Below are 20359 nucleotides of genomic sequence, written 5' to 3'. Positions count from 1 at the left end.
TAAGGGGGCAGTCCTTGTCACGTATCCAACTGAATTTATTGGCGACAGCCGCCCTGCTGTCCGCACTGGCGTCTGCCGCGGGCCCGGCGGCCGCTGAAGCCTGGCTGCGTATCGACCAACCGCATGCTCTGCAGCGTGAGACGCTGCCGCCGGAGGCAATGGACTACGGCCACTTCATCTGGCTGCCTGAGCACACGGCCAATCGAGTCATTGGCAGCCGGCCAGCTCACCGTTTCGAGCGGCCCTTCGACATGCGCATCGACCAGGCTTATTTCGACCCGGCTGAAGGCTTTCCGCAGCTGCCAGAGGAGTGGCTGCGGACTGGCCCCGGCCCCGGCAGCGACTGGCACCTGATCCAGTTCACGGGGCCGATCCGTCCGCAGTGGCTGGAGCGTCTGCGGGAATCCGGCCTGGAGCCGGTTCAGTACATCGCCCCGTTCGGCTACATCGTGTGGGGGCGCGCCAAGGCAGTCGAGGCCGCGCGCACACTCGATCATCTGCGTTTTGCCGGCAGCCTGCCACCGATCATGCGCGTGCCGCAGGCCAGCCGCACCCCCGACGCGACCGGGACGGTCAAGGCCATGGCCCTGATACACAGGGGCGAGCAGAAACGCATCATCAGCGCCATGACCGCGGCGGGCGCCACCATCCGGCGGCGCACGAGCCCGGAGCAACTGCTGACGCTGATAGAGCTCGAAATCGCCAACCGGCACTGGCTTGAGCTGGCGCGGACCCGCGGCGTGCTGACGCTGCAGCGCATAGCCGACGATGGCGGGTCGCGGGGTGAGCTCAGCGGCCAGTCTCTCATTGGCGATCATGATGACATCAGCCAGCTCGACCCAGGCTTTGCGCAGAACCTCGCCGCCATGCATGTCGACGGCAACGGCGTGAGGGTCAGCGTCGTTGACGGCGGCATCCGCGATTCCCACGTCGATCTGGCCGACCGCATGCGCCCCTGCGAAAGCCTGGGTGAGTCAGCCAGCTCATGCTCCAAAGCCAATGACAGCCACGGTACGCATGTCGCCGGGGCCATTGCGGGCACGGGCACAAGCGGCGTGAGAGATAACGGCTTTCTGCGCGGCCTGGGTATTGCACCGGGCGCGGGCCTGGTGCAGCAGCGCTACTGCGACTTTCTTGGCACCGAATCGTCCTGCAGCGGCGCCATGGCAGCTGACGCCATGCTCACCATTTTTGGGGAGTCCGCCGCCAGCGCCGCGGTAATTGCCAATAATTCCTGGGGGCCGGCCGGCTCACCCCAGGGCTACGACATCCCCACGCGACAGCTGGACATGATCACCCGCGATGCCGCGCCGCAGACGAGCAGCAAACACCCCGTGCTACCGGTCTGGGCAATCAATAATGGGTACGGCGACGGGGACTACGATTGTGCCCCGTCTTCGCTCGGCTCACCGGACGAGGCCAAGAACCTGCTGGCGGTCGGCTCCACGACGCTGCAAAACTCCCGCAATGGCGGCACGATGCTGGACTTGTCCGACAACAGCGCTCACGGTCCGGCCTGCGACGGGCGGCTGGTGCCGCATATCGTCGCACCGGGCTGCCATACCGACAGCACCCTTTCGGCGTCCGATAGCGCGTTCGGGCTGAAGTGCGGCACCTCGATGGCTGCCCCCATGGTGGCCGGTGCGGCGGCTCTGTTTTTCGAGCAGTACCGCTCTCACCACGGACGCTTTCCCAGCCCGGCGCTGACCAAGGCCCTGCTCACCGCCAGCGCGCGCGACCTGGCGGGCCAGCGCGACGCCGACAACATCCCGATGAATCATCGACCTGATCGAAAACAGGGCTGGGGGCGGATTCAGCTTGATCAGGCGTTGATGCCCGGGCTGCCCACAGCCATGATCGATCAGACCACCACCTTTACCTATAGCGGACAGGCCTGGACGGGCAGCTTCACGATTGCCGATCCCTCGCAGCCTGTTCAAGTGCAGCTGGCCTGGACCGACGCCCCCGGCCCGGGCACCGGCGGCACCGTGGCAGCCTGGGTCAACGATCTCGATCTGTCCGTTACGGTCAACGGTGAGGAATACCTTGGTAACAACATCGACAGCGCCAGCGGCTGGTCGGTCGCTGGAGGTGTGCCCGACATCAGGAACAATCTCGAAGGCGTCGTGCTGTCGCCTTTGCAACATGCGGGTCAGGCGCTGACCGTAACCGTCAGCGCCATCAACCTTGCCGGAGACGCGCTGGAGCCGTGGCAGCCGGTCAGTCCACGGCAGGATTTTGCCCTGGTGGGACGCAACCTGGCCGCGCCGGGCCAGCCGGTAGCGTTGCGGTTCGTCGAGCAGCCCGCACCCGCTCAGGCCGGCTCGAACCTGGAGCCGGTTCGCGTTCAGCTGGTGGATTCATCCGGCAATGACGTCACTCTGGTGCACGAGCGCGACATCACCGTCGAGCTGGAAGGCTGCAGCAGACTGACGCCGCTGGCCGGCACAAAGCGCAAGCGCAGCCACAACGGGCAGGCCGAGTTCGATGATCTCAGCATCGACGCACCCGGTCTGTGGCGCCTGCGCAGCGCCTCGTCGGATGCCGCCATTCAAAGTGCCCTGAGCAACGAGTTTGCCATCGGCTCGATGGGGCTGTTCGATGACCGTTTCGAGGCGGCCTGTGTGCCCTGACAGGCGAGACCCGCCCGGCCCTGGTTCACCGCCCCGTTTCATCGTCGTCGAAGCGGTGAAAAGCAGGCTCAAACATCGCGGATTGCCAGCAGCCGGATCTCGGTCATGTCCTCGATGGCGTAGCGAATGCCCTCCCGGCCCAGCCCGGAGTCCTTGGTGCCACCATAGGGCATGTGATCAACGCGGAAGCTTGGCACGTCGTTGATGATCACACCGCCCACCTCCAGCCGATTCCAGGCCTTGTTGATCTTCGAGATATCGCGGGTGAACAGGCCCGCCTGCAGACCGTAGCGCGAGGCGTTGATATCTTCGAGCGCTTGATCGAAATCAGCAAAGCGCTCCAGAGTCACCACCGGCCCGAAAACCTCTTCATTGCGCAGCTTGCTGTCGGCCGGCGGGTTCTCGACCACGGCCGGGCGCACGCTGCTGCCTTCGCGCTCGCCGCCCACAAGCAGCCGGCCGCCGCCGTCGACGGCCTCCCCGATCCAGTCGACCACGCGCTTGGCGTCGTCTTCGGTAATCATGGGGCCGACCCGGGTTGCCTCGTCACGCGGGTCGCCACCGGATAGCTTGCCGACCTGTTCGCAAAGCTTGTCGCGGAAAGTGGCGTATATTTCGTCGTGCACCAGTACGCGCTGAACCGACACGCAGCTTTGTCCCGACTGGTAGAAACCGCCAAAGACCACCCGGTCGACCGCATCGTCGACATCGGCGTCGTGATCGATCAGGCAGGCCGCATTGCCGCCGAGCTCCATGACCACCGGCTTCTTGCCGGCCGCCGCCTTGAGTTTCCAGCCGACCAGGTCGGAGCCGGTGAAGCTCAGCAGCTTCAGGCGCTCGTCTTCGGTGAAGCCGGCCGCCTCGTCGCGATCAACGCACAGAATGGAAAACGCGCCCTCGGGCAGATCGCACTCGGCCAGGATTTCGCCGATCAGCAGCGCCCCGGCCGGCGTTTTGGCCGCCGGCTTGAGAATGAACGGGCAGCCGGCGGCAATGGCCGGCGCCACCTTGTGGGCAACCAGGTTATAGGGAAAATTGAACGGCGTGATGAACGACACCGGGCCTAGCGGCACCCGTTTCCACATGCCGGTGTAGCCCTCGGTGCGCGGGCTGATATCCATCGGAATCACCTCGCCGCCGATACGGGTCGCCTCCTCGGCGGCAACCTGAAACGTCTCGATCAGGCGAGTGACCTCACCTTTGGCATCACGCCGGACCTTGCCGCCCTCGACGATCAGCACCTCGATGAGCTCTTCTTCGCGCTCGCGGCAGCGCTCGAAGCAGTGCAGCAGGATATCGCGCCGCCGATAGGCCGGCAGCTCGGCCATCGGCCGGGTCGCTTTCACGGCCGCGGCAATGGCCTCATCGACAACCGCGCCATCGGCCTGCGCCACCCGCCAGGCGACGCTGCCGGTGTGCTTGTCGATCACCTCGAGGTCTTCGTTGGCGAACGCGGCGCGGTTGGCAAGATAATATGGCAGGGCTTTGACTGTCATGGCTCGACTCCAGCGGCAATCCCACTTCACAGACTAACGCAGCCCCAGTGAACCTGCAGCGAGCGGGCGCCAATTCTCCAACCAGCCAACCAACCAACAAACTATAATCCCCCCATGGGTAATCGACTTTCAAAGATTTATACACGCACCGGCGACGACGGCAGCACCGGCCTGGGCGACGGCAAACGCACAGCCAAGGACAGCCCGCGAGTCGAAGCGTATGGCACCGTTGACGAGCTGAACTCGGTCATCGGCGTGGTCATCGCCGAGCTCCAGCGCGCCGAGACCGACGCCAGACTGGCTCGGTTGCTGCTCGATATTCAGCACCACCTGTTCGACCTCGGGGGCGAGCTCTGCATCCCCGGAAGCGAGATGATCACCGACGGGCATATCGATCGGCTGGAGAGCGAGCTTGATCGGCTCAACGAATCCCTGCCGGTGCTCAAGGAGTTCATCCTCCCCGGCGGCTCGCCGGCGGCCGCGCAGGCACACCTGGCGCGCACGGTCTGCCGTCGCGCAGAACGCCGCCTGATCACCCTGGCCGGTATCGAATCGGTGAATGCGCCGGCGGTCCGCTACCTCAACCGACTTTCGGACCTGCTTTTCGTGATCGCGCGTACGGTAGCCCGAGCCTCGGGCGCCGGCGAAGTGCTGTGGAATCACGAGCGCAAAAAGGGCTGACCGCTCGTGCTCCGCGTTTTTTCGCATCCGGACTGCGCCGGCCACGAAACGCCCGATGGGTATCCGGAACGCCCGGCCCGCCTGGCTGCCGCCATGCGCGGACTTCAGCGCATGAACAGTCTCCACTTTCGCCAGGCCACGCCGATCGACGCGGCCACCCTTGAATTGACTCATGCCCCGCACTACCTCGAGCGCATCGAACGCATCCACTCCGAAGGCAAACGCGAGGCCGTTGATCCGGACACCTGGTTCGGCCCCGGCTCGATGCGCGCCGCGCGGCTGGCCGCGGGCGCGACCTGCGACGGCGTCGATCATGTCATCCAGGGGCGTTGTCAGCGCGCCTTTGCCGTGATCCGCCCGCCAGGACATCATGCCGAGTCGGGGCGCGCAATGGGCTTTTGCATCTACAACAACATCGCCCTGGCCGCAGCGCGTGCCTTGTCCGCACACGGCTTGAGCCGCGTTGCGATCTGCGATTTTGACGTCCACCACGGCAACGGCACCGAGGAAATCGTTGCCGACAACAGCAAGATCCTGTTCGCCTCCTCACACCAGTCGCCGCTGTACCCGGGCACAGGCGATCCGCAGACAACCCTGGCCGACAACGTGCACAACGCCACACTCCCGCCCGGCGCCAACAGCGATGCCTTTCGCGGCACCTGGCTGTCGGAGCTCCTGCCGCGGGTGGCGGCTTTCAAGCCCCAGCTCGTTCTGGTCTCGGCCGGTTTCGATGGCCACAACGCCGACCCACTGGCGCAGCTTCGGCTCAAGGACGAGGACTTCTTCTGGATCGGGCAGGAATTGCGCAAGATTGCCGACCGACATGCCGGAGGGCGCCTGGTGGCGTCGCTGGAGGGAGGCTACGACCTCGAAGCGCTGGAACGCTCCGTTCAGGCTTTCGCCGAAGCCCTGGTCTGAAGCCACGGTCACGGCCTTGGACGGGCCGCGCCGGAGGCGCGGCCAGACAACGTGGCGGGTCTGGGCACGCGTTGCTTGCGTTGGTGCCGGTCCGGCACCTCGTCCGTCGCGGATGTAACCGCGACCTACGGTCTGGGTCCAAGGTGTTGCGAAATGTGACCGTAGGCTGCCTAGGTTGGGGCTACGTCCCCGACGGACGACGGGGCGGGTCTGGGCACGCGTTGCTTGCATTGGCGTCGATCCAGTACCTCGTCCGTCGCGGATGTAACCGCGACCTACGGTCTGGGTCCAAGGTGTTGCGGGATGTGACCGTAGGCTGCCTAGGTTGGGGCTACGTGCCCGACGGACGACGGGGCGGGTCTGGTCATGCGTTGCTTGCATTGGCGTCGATCCGGTACCTCGTCCGTCGCGGATGTAACCGCGACCTATTGAGAGCACCGAAAGTGGGACGTTGATGTGGAAGCCCCACTGCCATCCAATGACAACAGCAGCAGGGGCAAAGATGGAGCGGGCGAAGGGAATCGAACCCTCGTCACGAGCTTGGGAAGCTCGGGTAATACCATTATACGACGCCCGCAATGAAGCCTATCGTAGCCAGCGCTCCTGCGCTTGGCAATCCCCCGGCAAAGAATCAGAAAAGGAAAGCCCCGCGCCTTGCGGTCGCGGGGCCGTTTCTTCTTGTTGTTGCAGCTGCTGTTTTGCGGGTTGCCGCGTCAGACGCGGCCGAGCTTGATCAAGGTGAGCTCGTGGTTCAAGCCCTTGGCCAGGCTGACGCACATGGCGAGCAGCACGATCACGAAGGGCAGGCCCATGCTGACCGCACCGGACTGCAGCGCGGTAAGGGCCGCGTCGCCGCCCACGGCCAGCAGAACGCCGGCAACGACACCTTCGATGACAGCCCAGAAGATACGCTGGGGCACCGGTGCATCGACCTTGCCGCCGGCAGTGATGCTGTCGATGACCAGCGAGCCGGAGTCCGAGGAGGTGATGAAGAACACCAGAACCAGAACGATACCGAGAAACGACGTGATCGTCGTCATCGGCAATTCGGCCAGCATCTCGAAAAGTGCCAGCGAGGTGCCGCTGCTGCCGCTGGCCAGGGCGCCAATGCCATTCTTGACCTGATCAATGCCGGCACCACCGAAAGCGGTCATCCAGATCACGGTCACGATCATCGGCACCACCAGAACGGCCGTCATGAACTCCCGCACGGTGCGGCCACGCGAAACGCGAGCGATGAACATGCCGACAAACGGCGACCAGGAGATCCACCAGGCCCAGTAGAAGATGGTCCAGCCGTGATAGAAACCGGAGTCTTCGCGGCCCACAGGGTTGCTCAGGGGCAGGAAGGATTGCACGTATCCCAGGACGGTCGTGCCCACGTTGGAGGCAAAAGCGGCCAGGCCACCGGCAATGATCGTGAACAGAAGCAGGGCTGCGGCGATGAACATGTTGGTGTTGCTGAGCAGACGAACCCCGCCATGGATACCGCGAACCACGGAGATCAGGGCAATGACCGTGACCCCGAAAATGATGGCAACCTGGGTCATCAGGCCACCGTCGATGTCAAAAAGAAACGCCAGCCCGCTGGCCGCCTGCTGGGCACCCAGCCCGAGTGAGGTCGCCAGGCCGAACAGCGTCGCGAGTACCGCCAGGGTATCGATGATATGGCCGAACCAGCCCCAGACACGATCCCCCAGAAGGGGATAAAAGGCTGAGCGGACGGTCAGCGGCAGGCCCTTGTTGTAGCTGAAGAAGGCCAGCGACAGCGCGACGACGCCATAGATCGCCCAGGGATGCAGCCCCCAGTGATACATGGTCGCGCCAAGGGAAGCACCCGCGTTACCGGGGCCCACATTCAGCGGCCCACCGCCTTCTGCGCTATTGAAGTAACTGACGGGCTCAGCGACCCCGAAATACATCAGACCGATGCCCATGCCGGCCGCGAACAGCATCGCGAACCAGGACAGGTAGCTGAATTCGGGTTTGGCATCCTGACCACCGAGCCGAATCTTGCCAAACGGCAGCAGAATCAGCGCAAGGCAGAACAGCACGAAGATGTTGCCGGCCGTCAGGAACAACCAGTCAAAGATGCTCTGGATACCGTTGCGTGTATTGGTCAGATGCTCATTGGCAGCATCGGGGAAGATCAGCGAGAGGATTACGAACAGGACCATCAACGTCGCGGTGATAACGAAGACAGGATGGTGAATATCCATCCCCATGGCTTCGACGTTGTCCTGGCCGACTTCGTAGTCGGTGTCGTAAATCCGTTCGATCTGTTGTATTTCCCTTGGCTTCGGATCCCTTTCGTCAAGCTTGCTCATGCATTGTTCTCCCTTTGTTCGAGCTCATTTGCAGGAAAAAAGGCCCGATGCCGCCCGGGGGTGCTGTCAGCACCCCCGGGCGGCATCGGGCCTGATGAACCCACTCCAATCAGAAGTAGTAGCCGAAGTTGATGTTCAGCCGCGTATTGGTGCCACTCTTGGTGGGCGAGTCCATGGTGCCGCCGATGAACGGCTGGTTTTCCGCCATGACCAGATCGATATAGGTGAACAGGCCACCCGCGGTCACGGAAACGCCGGTGACGTTCATCCAGGTGTCGGCCAGGTCGGCCGACTTGTCGGTCACCAGTGAATAGTCGTTGTAGAAGGTCAGATTCGAGACCGGGCCCCAGTTGACCGGAAGGCTGTAGGCCACGTTGCCGGTATAGGTTGTGGCCTTGGACGCAATCGTGTCGTAGAAGGCGTAGGCGCCCACGGCCATGCGATCCCAGCCGTCATCCATCCGGTAGTCGTACTTGGTGGCCTGCAGCTGCAGGTTCCACGGACCGTAGTTGCCGACCAGATGCGCGGCAACAGCCTGCTGGTCGCCGATATTGCTGCCTGAACCATCAACGACGCCCCCGTACTGTCCCGACAAGCCGATTTCCGTGGAGTAATCGGTGTCGTAACCGAAGGTATAGGCGGCACGCGCGTTGAAGATGTTGTTATCGAAAGCACCGTTGATCGGATCGGCAAAAGCGTCCTCACCGGGGGCACGAGTGCCGACGATATTGTAGGAGTAGCTTTCCGCTCCGCCGGGGCCGCCTGCACCGTGCTCGTCGTTCAGATAGAAAGCGCCCTGCAGATTGAGCGGGCCGTCATCGTGAATCAGCTTGATGCCGAAGTCGTAGTCATCTTCGAGGCCGAGGTAGTAGTTCGAGCTGAAAAAGAAGCTGTGCGAGTTGTACGGAGTGACTCCGAAAGGCACCTGGTTGACGCCGATCTGGCCCTGAAGCGAGTCGGTAAAGTCATAGCCGACCCAGGCATGATGGACCACGTCCATGTAGTCATAGTGGCGGTACTCTGCCGAAAGCAGGACATCGCCGATGCTGCCGTCGAAATTCAGGCGAATGGTGTCCATCTCGAAGACCCCGTCCTGGCGCTTGGTCGGCTTGGAGTAGTCTTCGTACTTGTACTGAAAGCGAACGGCGCCACCAACATGAATCTCGCTCGACTTCTTCTCGTCGTAGGTGCTGGCGGCGATCTCCTTGACCTGCTCTTCGTCAGCGCCGGCGTCTTCGACCTCGGCCAGGCGCGACTCCATCTCTTCGCGCTGCTGCTCCTCGTCGTCACGCTCGGCACGCAACTCGTCAAGCTGACGCTGCATTTCCAGCAGCTGCTGCTGCATGCGGTCGATCTGCCCTCTGAGAATATCGGCCTCGTCCTGCCCTTCCGAAGCATTCGCTACGGACAATAAACAGACCATGACCAGACACGCAGAGAGCTTCAACCAGGATGACTTGCGCATGTTCGTCTCCCTTGATAGGAACTGTGGGTTACCTTCGGCAGCCACGCAGCACCGGGCAGAACGGTAATGAGCCGCCCCGGCAGCGTACCCGCACAAACAGGTACGCCGGAGCGAACGAACCCCTTCAGGCTTGCTGCTCGAACGCGCTACCGAAGCTCGATATTAATAAGATCTTAACAGATTGGGCATCGGTGAGCAAACAAACATTTGATCTGCATCACCTTTTGGCCCGACACACTGCCCCGCCGAAGCGTTCTTGCCAACGGCTGAATCAGGCCTGCAACCAAGGCTCGGGGGCGCGGAAATCAGGAATACGATTGGTGGGTGAGGGCTACACGAGGCCTCGCGGGCGGAACAACCGGTCGTGCAGGCTCAGTGCGTAGCGGTCGGTCATGCCGGCGACAAAATCGAGCACTTGAGTCAACCGGTCGTCATCGGCCAGGCAGTAGCTGTCGGGTATGTGCTCGGGGTGGGCGAGCAAGTGATCGACCAGTTGATGGATGACCGCGCGGGCTCTCGCATTCTGCGCCTGCGCCTCGGGGCGCAGATAAACACGCTCGAACATGAACTCGCGAAAGCCCCGCATGGCCTGCAGCACGTCGGCGCGCATCACCACCTTGCCGCGACGAATCGATTCTTCGATCACCGCCTCGATCATGACGTTGATCCAGCCACGCTCTTCCAGTGGCCCCAGCACTGCGATGACGTCGGCAGGCACATCTGCGGGTTCGATGACGCCGGCCCGCAGCGCGTCCTTGAGGTCGTGGTTGAGGTAGGCGATCCGGTCGGCGTAGCGGCAGACCCAGCCCTCCGGCGTGTGCGGCGGTGGCTTGACGCGCCAGGTGTGGGCGCGAATGCCATCGAGTACCTCCCAGGTCAGGTTGCGGGGTTCAAGCACCCGAAAGATACGCACGCCCTGCTCCGAATGCAGCCATTGGCCATCGTCGGCATACTCCGACAACGCTGCCTCGCCGGTGTGGCCAAATGGTGTATGCCCACAATCGTGAGCCAGGCAGATGGCTTCGGTCAGGGTTTCATTGAGGCCCAACGCGGCCGACAAGGCACGCGCCACCTGGGTGACCTGCAGGGTGTGCGTCATGCGGGTGACAAAGTGATCGCCTTCCGGATTAATGAAGACCTGAGTCTTGTGCTTGAGCCGCCGGAAGGCCTTGGAGTGCAGGACCCGGTCGCGGTCGCGCTCGAAAGCCGTGCGGTAGGGATCGGGCGCCTCGTCGACTTCGCGACCGCGCGTGGCCGTCGATCGAGTTGCCAGCGGCGATAGTTCATGCTCACGGGCCTCGCGCTGCTCGCGAGTGACGGTCTTGAGTGAAGGGCGATCCGCGGGCGTATCCATGCGTAACAGTCTACAGCGCCTGTCTGACGGATTCATCGAAACCGACCAGCACCGTGTCGCCCAGCTCGAAGACCGGGCGCTTGATCAGCGTCGGGTGGCGACTGAGAACACCGGGTGCCGTCTCCGGATTCGACGCAGATGCACGCTCATCCTCGGAGAGGCCGCGCCAGGTTGTCGAGCGCCGATTGACCAGGCGCTTGACGCCCACCGCCTCGACCCAGCTACGGAGCACGGCCTCATCCGGCCCGTCTTTCCGCAGGTCGTGCAGGCAATAGTCCCGGCCGGAATCATCGAGCCACCTGCGCGCTTTCCTGCAGGTGTCGCAGCTGTTGATAACGTAGATTGCAATCATGTCTTTCAACATGGGCGCTGCCCTTGCCGGAGGCAAGTCGCCCCTCGCTTGATATCGACGCTGCAGCCACCATATCGTATAATTCTAATATTAACGACCCGCTGAGCCGAAGGGGATGCAAATGAACATCCGAACCTTTCTTGTGGCGGCCGCAGCCGCATGGGCAATTGCCCTGGCCTGCCCGGCAGCCGCCGCGCAGTGGGCGCCCGTGGAACGAGCCCGCCTGGTCGAGTCGATCCGGCTCGACGGCGTGGTCGAGGCGGTTCAGGAAAGCACCGTTTCGGCTCAGACGGCCGGCCGCATCGTGGCGCTGCCCTTCGACGTGGACGACACAGTCGATTCCGGTGCCCTGATCGCGCAGCTCGAAGACACCGAGCAGCGCGCCCGCATGCAGCAGGCCGAGGCCGCGCTCGACGAAGCCGAGGCCCGCCTTGCCGACGCCCGGCAGCGCTTCGCGCGAATCGAGCCCCTGGCCGAGCGCGGCGTCGCCTCGCAGTCGGATCTCGACGCGGCCCGCAACGCGCTCAGCGCGGCCCGAGCGCAGGCCAGCCGCGCCCGCAGCGGCGTCGAAGAAGCCCGCGAGCAGCTTGAATACACGCGTATTGTTGCCCCATACGGCGGCGTGCTGACCGCACGCCATGTCGAAGTCGGCGAGTCCGTGCAGCCGGGCCAGCCGCTGCTCAGCGGCTTTGCCCTCGACCCGCTGCGCGTGGTGGTCTCGATCCCGCAGCGCTACATCGATCGGGTCGACGGCAAGGAAGATTTCCGCATCCTGCTCGACGACGGTCGGGAAATGGCGATCGACCGGATCACGCGCTTTCCCTTCGCCGGCGCGGCCGGGCACGGCGTGAACGTGCGCATTACCTTCGAGAACGGACAAATGGACGCCTATCCCGGCCAGCTGGTGCGGGTGATGCTGGCGGTCGCCACGCGCGAGGCGCTGTGGGTTCCGGCCGCAAGCCTGCTCGAGCGCAGCGAGCTGCGCGCGGTGTTCGTGCGCAGCAACTCCGGCGCGCCGAGACTGCGCCAGGTGCGCATCGGCACCCGCGAGGGTGACCGCCTCGAAGTGCTCTCCGGCCTCGAGGAGGGCGAGGAAGTCGCACTCGATCCCGAAGCCGTGTTTGCCGGCAAGGCGCAGCAATGAGCGAACAACAGCCAGCCATTGGCCTGTCGGGCCGCATTGCCCGCGCGTTTCAGGACTCGCGCCTGACGCCGCTGCTGGCCGCCGTGGCCATCATCGCCGGAATACTGGCGGTCATCATCACGCCCAAGGAAGAAGAGCCGCAGATCGATGTGACCATGGCCGACGTGTTCGTGCCCTTCCCCGGCGCCAGCGCGCGCGAGGTCGAACATCTGATCACCAACCCCGGCGAACAGATCTTCGACGAGATCTCCGGCGTCAAGCACGTCTATTCGACCACCCGCCAGGGCCTGGCGGTGATCACCGTCGAGTTCGAGGTCGGCGTGCCGCGCCAGGACGCGCTGGTGCGCCTGTACAACAAGGTCTATTCCAATCAGGACTGGTTTCCGGCCGATCTGGGCGCCGGCCAGCCGGTGGTCAAGCCCAAGGGCATCGACGATGTGCCGATCGTCAGCCTCACGCTCTACGACCCCACCGGTCATCAGACCGGCGAGGACCTCACCCGCCTGGCCCACACTCTGGAGGTTGCGCTCAAGCGCGTGACCGGCACCCGCGATGTCTACACCATCGGCGGCCTGCCCGACCGCGTCGAAGTGCGCTTCGACCCCGCGCGGCTGGCCGGCTACAACCTGAGCCTGCCCGCCATTCGCGAGGCCGTGCGTGCCGCCAACAGCGCCGCCGGCGAGGTGCGGATCGTGCGCGATGGCGTTTCGATTCCGGTTCAGCCCGGCAGCCTGATCGAGCACGTCGAAGACGTGCGCGCGCTCGTCGTCGGCCAGCACGAGGGCACAGCCGTGCGCCTGGGCGACATCGCCGAGGTACAGCGCGGCCGGGGCGTGCCCGACCAGAGCGTGATGCTCGGCTTCGGTCCGGAAAGTCAGGGCCAGACCGGCGGCGTGCATCCGGCCGTGACCCTGGCGGTGGCCAAGAAACCGGGCGAGAACGCCATCGATATCGCCGACGCCGTCGGGCAGCGGGTCGAAATGCTGCGCGGTCAGGTCATTCCCGACAATACCGAAGTGCTGATGACGCGCAACTACGGCGAGACCGCCACCGACAAGGCGCGCTCGCTCATCCGCGACCTGATCTCGGCCACCATCTCGGTCATCCTGCTGGTCATGGCCACGATGGGCTGGCGCCAGGCGCTGATCGTCGGCATCTCGGTGCTCGTCACCCTGCTGCTCACCCTGGTGTTTTCCTGGGCCTGGGGTTTCACCCTCAACCGCGTTTCGCTGTTCGCCCTGATCTTTTCCATCGGCATCCTGGTCGACGATGCGATCGTCGTGGTCGAGAACGTGCATCGGCGCATCAGCGTGTCCCGGCGTCCGATTCGCGAGGTAGTGCCGGTCGCCGTCGACGAAGTCGGCACGCCGACCATCATGGCCACGCTCACGGTCATTGCCGCGCTCTTGCCGATGGCCTTCGTCACCGGCCTGATGGGCCCCTACATGGGTCCGATTCCGATCAATGCCTCGGCGGGCATGCTGCTGTCGCTGGTGATTGCCTTCGTGCTCGCCCCGTGGCTGGCCGTGCGCCTGCTGCGCCCCGAACGCGATGCCGCCAGCCAGGGCGAAGGCGGCGGCGAGAGCTCCATCGAGGGCATCAACCCGCGCCTCAAGCGCTTTTTCACCGGCCTGTTCACGCCGTTTCTTGGCGGTGACCGGCACGCGCGGCGCAATCGCTGGCTGCTGGCCGGCGGCGTGGTCGGGCTGACCCTGCTGGTGGCCCTGTTGCCCGTCTTTCAGGCGGTGGTTCTGAAGATGCTGCCCTTCGACGACAAATCCGAGTTTCAGGTTGTTGTCGACATGCCCGAGGACACGCCCATGGAAGAGACCATGCGGGTTCTGCTGGCCATGGGCGAGCATCTTTCCGGCGTCGATTCGGTTGCCAACTGGCAGGCGTATGCCGGTGCCTCGGCGCCGATCAATTTCAACGGCCTGGTGCGCCAGTACTACCTGCGCGCCGAGCCCTGGCAGGGTGATCTGCAGGTCAACCTCGTCGACGAGCGCGATGAACAATCACACGACATCGCCAGCGCGCTGCGCGCGCCGCTGACGGAAATCGGCGAGCGCTTCGGCGCCGCGGTGAAGATCGTCGAGGTGCCCCCCGGCCCGCCGGTGCTCGCGCCGGTGGTGGCCGAAGTCTACGGGCCGACGCAGGCCGCGCGCGAGAAACTTGCCGGCGAGCTCGCCGACGACATGCGCCGCATCGACGGCCTGGTCGATATCGACACCACCATTACCGCACCGACCCGGCGCTGGCAGGTGATCGTCGACCGCCATCGCGCCGCTACCCTGGGCGTCGGTCAGGCACAGGTGGTCGATACCCTGGCGCTGGCCCTGGGCGAGCGCAACGTCGGCTATCTGCGCGAGCCCGGCGCCAAGTACGCCGTGCCCATCCGCGTGATGCTCGACGAGGGGGTGAGAGCCCAGCCGGCCGCGCTGATGTCGCTGCCGGTGGCCACCCGCGACGGTGAGATCGTGCGCATCGCCGATGTTGCCCGCATCGAGCCGTCGGACTGGCCGGGCGTCATCCAGCACAAGGACCTGCTGCCGGTCGTCTACGTCACCGCCGACATGGCCGGGCGCATCGATTCACCGCTGTATGGCATGTTCGCGATGGCGGCCAGGCTGTTCCGCGACGACGACGGGCCCGCTCAGTACTGGATCAGCGCGCCCGACTGGCCCGGCACGACGGCGCTGAAATGGGACGGCGAGTGGCAGATCACCTACGAGACCTTCCGCGACATGGGTACGGCCTACGCCGTGGGCGTGTTCGCCATCTTCCTGCTGCTGGTTGCGCAGTTTCGCGCTTATCTGATTCCGCTCATCGTCATGGCGCCCATTCCGCTGACGCTGATCGGCATCCTGCCCGGCCACGCCCTGCTCGGCCACGAGTTCACCGCCACCAGCATGATCGGCATGATTGCGCTGGCCGGCATCATCGTGCGCAACTCCATTTTGCTGGTGGTCTTCATCCGCCAGCTGCTCGATGAAGGCGTCTCACTCAACGATGCCGTCATCAAGGCCGCGGCCGTGCGCCTCAAGCCGATCGCGCTCACGGCGGTGTCGGCAATGGTAGGTGCGGCCTTCATCCTGACCGATCCGATCTTCAATGGTTTGGCGATTTCGCTGATCTTCGGCCTGTTGATCTCGACGCTGATGACCGTGCTGCTGGTGCCGCTGCTCTACTACGTGTTCATCGGCGAGCGCGCGGTCGACGTCTAGACCCGGGTCGCGCTACACCCATTACTTCTACGGTAGGGCCCGGCTGTGTAAAACCTCAAAACCCACGGAAGGCACGGATGGTCACGGAAAGCTCATGTCTTCAGGGAAGGCCTCAAAAAGAGATTCAATCCGGTTTTCTCCGTACCCTTCCGTGTCTGCCGTGGTTACAAGATCTTGATTGCCGGGGAAGCAATTACTCAGCGCTGCGCAGAAGCTCGTTGACCGAGGTGCGCGAGCGCGTTCTCTCGTCAACCTGCTTGACGATGATGGCTGCATACAGGCTGTGGCTGCCGTCATTTGCCGGCAGGCTGCCGGCGACCACCACCGAGCCGGCGGGCACGCGCCCGGTGATCACCTCGCCGGTCTCGCGGTTGTAGATTCGCGTCGACTGGCCCAGAAACACGCCCATGCCGATGACCGCGCCCTTTTCGACGACCACGCCCTCGACCACTTCCGAGCGCGCGCCGACAAAGCAGCCGTCCTCGATGATGGTCGGGCTGGCCTGCAGCGGCTCGAGCACGCCGCCGATGCCGGCACCGCCGGAGATATGCACGCCCGCGCCGATCTGGGCGCACGAACCCACCGTCGCCCAGGTATCGATCATGCTGCCGGCGCCCACGAAGGCGCCGATATTGACGTAACTGGGCATGAGCACGGTGTCGTTGCCGATATGCGCGCCGCGGCGCACGGTCGCGGTGGGCACCACCCGCGCGCCGCACTGCTCGGGCGAATCCATTTCGTCGGCAAAGCGCAGATCGACCTTGTCGAAGTAGCGGCTCACGCCGCCTTCCACCACGCGGTTGGGGGTGATGCGAAAGTGCAGCAGAATGGCCTGCTTGAGCCAGCCATTGACCTGCCAGCCGCCGCTGCCGTCCGGCTCGGCCACCCGCAGCTCGCCACTTTCCAGCCCTTGCAGACAGGTATCGATCTGGCCGCGCAGCTCATGGTTGTCGTACTCCGGCGAGAGTGCGTCGCGACGGTTCCAGGCGGCTTCGATGGCGAGCTGGAGCTCATTGAGTTCGTTCGACATTTTTTAGTAAGTGTTGAGTGTGAAGTGTGAAGTGTAAAGAATCAAAACCAACAACACCAACAACAAGATCTCGCAAAAACCTTCACACTTCACACTTCACACTTCACACTTCACACTTCACACTTCACACTTCACACTTTCACCCCACATCCAGTCGCTTCCGCAGCTCGTCTTCCAGCACCATGCAAGCTTCACGGTCCAGCGGCTGCCCGTGGGCATCGGTGATGGTGAACACGTCTTCGACGCGCTGGCCGAAAGTGGCGACCCGGGCGTCGTGCAGGCGCAGGCTGCGGCTGACCAGGGCTTCTGCGATGGCTGACAGCAGCCCGGGGCGGTCGGTGGCGGCAACCGCAAGCCGGGTCAGGCCGTCGCGTCTTGACAACGTGATTTCCGAGCGACCGAGGAAAGGCTGAAGGCGGCGAGGCACCGGCCGGGCCGGCAGCGGGCGAACATCGCGTGCGGCCAGCTGTGCCACCAGCAGGCGCTTGAGCCGCCCGACGTCTGAGTCGTGGAGCGGCTGGCTGTTGGCGTCCATGATCTGGAAGATATCCCAACTCTTGCCGTCAGCGGTCGTGATCACGCGTGCGGCCAGCACATCGAGCTCCATGCGATCAAGCTCGCGTGCAACCACGGCAAACAGGCCGGCAAAGTCCTCGGCCTGAACGAAAATCTCGCTGATGCCCTTGTCTTCGAGGCGGCGGGCACCCACCAGCGGCAACTCATCAGCGGCCAGCACTTCAGCCGTTGTCCAGACCAGCTGTTCGGCATCCAGGCGCAGGAAGGCGCGCTCCGGGAGGTGGCGCCAGCAGCGCTCGACCTGTTGCGTGGCATATCCACGCGCGCGCAACGCGGCCAGCGCCGAGGCGCGCGTCCGATAAAGGCTGGTCCGGCGGTCGAACGGATGCTCCAACCCGCGGGCCAGGGCGGCGGCAGCGGCTTTGTAGAGTGTCCACAGCAGGCTGTCCTTCCAGGAGTTCCACAATCGCGGGCTGGTTGCAGCGATGTCGGCAACCGTCAGCACGTACAGGTGATCAAGACGACGCTGGCTGCCGACTCGTTCGGCAAATGCGTTCACCACCTCCGGATCGGAGATGTCCTCTCGCTGGCTGGTGCGCGACATCAGCAGGTGTTCTGACACCAGCCAGACCACCAGGTCGCGGTCGTTGCCGTCCATATCCAGCCGGTCGACGAATTTGCGCGCGTCTGCGGCACCCAGCTCTGAGTGGTCGCCGCCGCGGCCCTTGGCAATATCGTGAAACAGCGCCGCCAGATAGAGCACCTCGGGTCGCTCGATGCGGCCGAATACCTCGATGGCATGCGCAAATCGTTCCGGCTGTCGGGCGCAGGCAAAGCGCCTCAGGTTGCGAATCACGAACAGGATGTGCTGATCGACCGTATAGGCATGAAACAGATCGAACTGCATGCGGCCGGTGACCTGCGCAAATTCGGGCAGCAGCGCGGCCAGCACGCCATAGCGATTCATGCGGGCAAGCTGACTGTGCACCAGGCGATCGCGTCTGAGCAGCGCCAGGAGGGCGCCCAGAACCCGCGAATCGCGGCGATAGCTCTCGTCGATGAGGTAAAGATGTTCGCGTACCCGCCGGATGGTGGTTGCGCGTACGCCGCGCGCCTCGGGATGATCAGCCAGCAGCAAGAACATGCGCATGATCTGCTCCGGATGCTGCACCAACGCGTGCTCATCCTTGAGCTCCAGATAGCCGTGGTGAATGCGGAAAAACGCATCGATATCGGCTGAAGGCAGATGACGACGGCCGGCCAGCAGCTCCTCATCGAAGCTTTGCAGCAGCCGCTCGTTGAGGCGTTCGAGCTGCATGACGTTGCGGTAATGAATCTGCATGAAGCGCTCGACCGGCTCGTTGCTTTCACGGCAGCGGCCAAAACCGAAACGCTCGGCCAGCCGGCGCTGGTGCTCGAACAGCAGACGCTCTTCGGCGCGCCCGGCGGTCTCATGCAAGGCCCAGCGCAGGCGCCAGAGATGTTCGCGGCCGGCCACCAGCGCTTCGTGCTCGCGCTCGCCAAGAAAGCCGTACTCAACCAGGCCGTGCAGGGTGGAGGTGCCAAAATGACGACGCGTGACCCAGGCAATCATCTGCAGGTCGCGCAAGCCGCCCGGCCCTTCCTTGAGATTGGGCTCGAGGTTGTAGACGGTGTCTTCAAACTGCCGATGGCGCTGGTCTTGCTCGGCCAGTTTGGCGGCGAAGAATTCTGCGGCCGGCCACAGCAGCGGGGCATCGGTGCGCTCGCGCATCTGCCGGTGCAGGCAGCCGTTGCCGGCCAGCAGGCGCGATTCCATCAGATTGGTGGCTACGGCTACATCGTCACGCGCGGCGGTGACGCAATCATCGACGCTGCGCACGCTTTGCCCCGGATGCAGGCCGGCGTCCCAGAGCACCTGGACGAAGCGCTCGAGTGCGCCCTTGTTCACCGCCCTGCCCGCGGGCAGCAGAATCAGCAGATCCGCGTCTGAATGCGGATGCAATTCGCCGCGCCCGAAACCGCCGGTTGCACACAGCGCAATCCCATCGTCGGGTGGGGCCAGACGCTCCCAGGCGGTGAGCACCAGTTGCTCGACCACCCAGGCCCGGCCCTGCACGAGATCACGGATTTCGGCCCCGGCCGCGAACTGGCGACCCAATTCTGAATCAGCCTGTTCGCGGGCACGGTTCAACGCCCGTCCGAGTGCGTCGGGGCGAGCTTCAAGGGCAGCAAGGGCGGCAAGATCGAGGCAGTCGCGGGTCGCCGGAACTGCGCTCAATCGATCAATCACAGGGGCTGATCTGGCAACTGCGTCAGAATGTCGTAGCCGTCTTCGGTGACCGCCAGGGTGTGCTCCCACTGCGCGGTCAGGCTGCGGTCGCGCGTAATCACCGTCCATTCGTCGGGCAGCAGTCGGGTATGGCGCTTGCCGAGGTTGATCATCGGCTCGATGGTGAAAGTCATGCCCGCCTCGAGCACCATGCCCTCACCGGGGCGGCCGTAATGCAGCACCTGCGGCGCCTCGTGAAAGCCGCGACCGATACCGTGGCCGCAGTACTCGCGCACCACCGAGCAGCGCTCGCCTTCGGCATAGGTCTGGATGGCATGACCGATGTCGCCCAGCGTTGCCCCCGGCTTGACGACGGCAATGCCGCGAACCATGGACTCGTGCGCCACCTCGCAGATGCGCCGGGCCTTCACCGAAGGTTCACCGACATAGAACATTCTGGAGGTATCGCCGTGCCAGCCGTCCTTGATGACGGTGACATCGATATTGATGATATCGCCTTTCTTGAGCCGCTTTTCGCCCGGAATGCCGTGGCAGACTACGTGATTGACCGAAGTGCAGATCGACTTGGGAAAGCCCTTGTAGTTCAGCGGGGCAGGCACGGCTTCGAGCTCACCGACGATGTATTCGTGGGCGATGCGATCGAGTTCGGCGGTGGTGACACCCGGCTGGACATGCGGCTCGAGCAGGGCCAGAACGCTGGCTGCCTGCTGACCGGCAACGCGCATGGCTTCGATTTCTTCTGACGTCTTGATATGAACTTGATGATTCATCGATGAAACCATTGATAAACCGTAACAGTCTACCTGATAGCACCTGCACCGGCGGCGGAAAGCTGACCTTTGTCCGCCGGGGCGCAGGCGCATTCATGCCTTTTGGCACGTGCGCTGGCGCTTGTGTCAGTGGCAGGATGCGCACAAGCTGAGTGCATGCTCGAACACCTCGATCCG

The 20359-nt window shown here is 64.1% G+C and carries 13 protein-coding genes and 1 tRNA gene; 5 read left to right on the top strand and 9 right to left on the bottom strand.

Features of this window, described 5'->3' with window-relative positions; all coding sequences use genetic code 11:
• Nucleotides 1–38 precede the first annotated feature (38 nt).
• Nucleotides 39–2633: a S8 family serine peptidase gene (locus ACEWQZ_RS02670; RefSeq protein ID WP_476481528.1), complete on the top strand. Its 2595-nt coding sequence runs from the start codon at nt 39–41 to the stop codon at nt 2631–2633.
• Nucleotides 2634–2701: 68 nt separating this feature from the next.
• Here ACEWQZ_RS02670 and ACEWQZ_RS02665 read toward each other — a convergent pair whose 3' ends face one another.
• On the bottom strand, nt 2702–4129 hold the full coding sequence (locus ACEWQZ_RS02665; protein WP_476481527.1) for an aldehyde dehydrogenase family protein: 1428 nt from the start codon (nt 4127–4129) through the stop codon (nt 2702–2704).
• A gap of 114 nt (nt 4130–4243) precedes the next feature.
• On the opposite strand from ACEWQZ_RS02665, the gene ACEWQZ_RS02660 reads away from it, so the two are divergent.
• Both ACEWQZ_RS02660 and ACEWQZ_RS02655 read left to right on the top strand, forming a co-directional pair.
• Nucleotides 4244–4810 carry a cob(I)yrinic acid a,c-diamide adenosyltransferase gene (locus ACEWQZ_RS02660; RefSeq protein WP_476481526.1) on the top strand — a complete coding sequence of 189 codons (567 nt, stop codon included), beginning with the start codon at nt 4244–4246 and terminating at the stop codon, nt 4808–4810.
• 6 nt (nt 4811–4816) lie between these two features.
• The gene (locus tag ACEWQZ_RS02655) at nt 4817–5728 is read left to right on the top strand and encodes a histone deacetylase family protein (RefSeq protein WP_476481525.1); all 912 of its coding nucleotides are present in this window, start codon (nt 4817–4819) and stop codon (nt 5726–5728) included.
• Between the two features lie 503 nt (nt 5729–6231).
• Here the strand turns inward: ACEWQZ_RS02655 and ACEWQZ_RS02650 are convergent.
• The 5 genes from ACEWQZ_RS02650 to ACEWQZ_RS02630 form a co-directional block, all read right to left on the bottom strand.
• Nucleotides 6232–6305: transfer RNA gene (locus tag ACEWQZ_RS02650), tRNA-Gly, on the bottom strand.
• Between the two features lie 136 nt (nt 6306–6441).
• Nucleotides 6442–8055: a BCCT family transporter gene (locus ACEWQZ_RS02645; protein WP_476481524.1), complete on the bottom strand. Its 1614-nt coding sequence runs from the start codon at nt 8053–8055 to the stop codon at nt 6442–6444.
• A gap of 109 nt (nt 8056–8164) precedes the next feature.
• Nucleotides 8165–9520, bottom strand: a complete 1356-nt coding sequence (locus tag ACEWQZ_RS02640; RefSeq protein WP_476481523.1) for a carbohydrate porin — start codon at nt 9518–9520, stop codon at nt 8165–8167.
• A gap of 331 nt (nt 9521–9851) precedes the next feature.
• Nucleotides 9852–10874, bottom strand: a complete 1023-nt coding sequence (locus tag ACEWQZ_RS02635) for an HD domain-containing protein (protein ID WP_476481522.1) — start codon at nt 10872–10874, stop codon at nt 9852–9854.
• Between the two features lie 10 nt (nt 10875–10884).
• Nucleotides 10885–11238, bottom strand: a complete 354-nt coding sequence (locus tag ACEWQZ_RS02630; RefSeq protein ID WP_476481521.1) for a Spx/MgsR family RNA polymerase-binding regulatory protein — start codon at nt 11236–11238, stop codon at nt 10885–10887.
• Between the two features lie 109 nt (nt 11239–11347).
• Here ACEWQZ_RS02630 and ACEWQZ_RS02625 point away from each other — a divergent pair, with 109 nt between their 5' ends.
• Nucleotides 11348–12370: an efflux RND transporter periplasmic adaptor subunit gene (locus ACEWQZ_RS02625; protein ID WP_476481520.1), complete on the top strand. Its 1023-nt coding sequence runs from the start codon at nt 11348–11350 to the stop codon at nt 12368–12370.
• Nucleotides 12367–15594 carry an efflux RND transporter permease subunit gene (locus ACEWQZ_RS02620; RefSeq protein WP_476481519.1) on the top strand — a complete coding sequence of 1076 codons (3228 nt, stop codon included), beginning with the start codon at nt 12367–12369 and terminating at the stop codon, nt 15592–15594. Before ACEWQZ_RS02625 ends, ACEWQZ_RS02620 begins: the two co-directional genes overlap by 4 nt.
• A gap of 193 nt (nt 15595–15787) precedes the next feature.
• Here the strand turns inward: ACEWQZ_RS02620 and dapD are convergent, their stop codons facing one another.
• The 3 genes from dapD to map form a co-directional block, all read right to left on the bottom strand.
• A complete protein-coding gene (gene dapD, locus ACEWQZ_RS02615) occupies nt 15788–16624 on the bottom strand; it encodes a 2,3,4,5-tetrahydropyridine-2,6-dicarboxylate N-succinyltransferase (RefSeq protein ID WP_476481518.1) in 837 nt (278 codons plus the stop codon).
• Between the two features lie 139 nt (nt 16625–16763).
• Nucleotides 16764–19400 carry a [protein-PII] uridylyltransferase gene (gene glnD / locus ACEWQZ_RS02610; protein ID WP_476481517.1) on the bottom strand — a complete coding sequence of 879 codons (2637 nt, stop codon included), beginning with the start codon at nt 19398–19400 and terminating at the stop codon, nt 16764–16766.
• Nucleotides 19401–19408: 8 nt separating this feature from the next.
• Nucleotides 19409–20182, bottom strand: a complete 774-nt coding sequence (gene map / locus ACEWQZ_RS02605; RefSeq protein ID WP_476481516.1) for a type I methionyl aminopeptidase — start codon at nt 20180–20182, stop codon at nt 19409–19411.
• Between the last annotated feature and the right edge of the window lie 177 nt (nt 20183–20359).

The sequence above is a fragment of the Wenzhouxiangella sp. YN1 genome (genome assembly GCF_056324145.1).
The sequence above is the reverse complement of the archived record's forward strand: the minus strand, read 5'-3'. Positions and strand labels throughout refer to the sequence as shown.

Coding starts and splice junctions, on each gene's coding strand:
- ACEWQZ_RS02665 (WP_476481527.1), bottom strand. CDS start 4,129: ATGACAGTCAAAGCCCTGCCATATTATCTTGCCAACCGCGCCGCGTTC.
- ACEWQZ_RS02660 (WP_476481526.1), top strand. CDS start 4,244: ATGGGTAATCGACTTTCAAAGATTTATACACGCACCGGCGACGACGGC.
- ACEWQZ_RS02645 (WP_476481524.1), bottom strand. CDS start 8,055: ATGAGCAAGCTTGACGAAAGGGATCCGAAGCCAAGGGAAATACAACAG.
- ACEWQZ_RS02640 (WP_476481523.1), bottom strand. CDS start 9,520: ATGCGCAAGTCATCCTGGTTGAAGCTCTCTGCGTGTCTGGTCATGGTC.
- ACEWQZ_RS02635 (WP_476481522.1), bottom strand. CDS start 10,874: ATGGATACGCCCGCGGATCGCCCTTCACTCAAGACCGTCACTCGCGAG.
- ACEWQZ_RS02630 (WP_476481521.1), bottom strand. CDS start 11,238: ATGTTGAAAGACATGATTGCAATCTACGTTATCAACAGCTGCGACACC.
- ACEWQZ_RS02625 (WP_476481520.1), top strand. CDS start 11,348: ATGAACATCCGAACCTTTCTTGTGGCGGCCGCAGCCGCATGGGCAATT.
- ACEWQZ_RS02620 (WP_476481519.1), top strand. CDS start 12,367: ATGAGCGAACAACAGCCAGCCATTGGCCTGTCGGGCCGCATTGCCCGC.
- dapD (WP_476481518.1), bottom strand. CDS start 16,624: ATGTCGAACGAACTCAATGAGCTCCAGCTCGCCATCGAAGCCGCCTGG.
- map (WP_476481516.1), bottom strand. CDS start 20,182: ATGAATCATCAAGTTCATATCAAGACGTCAGAAGAAATCGAAGCCATG.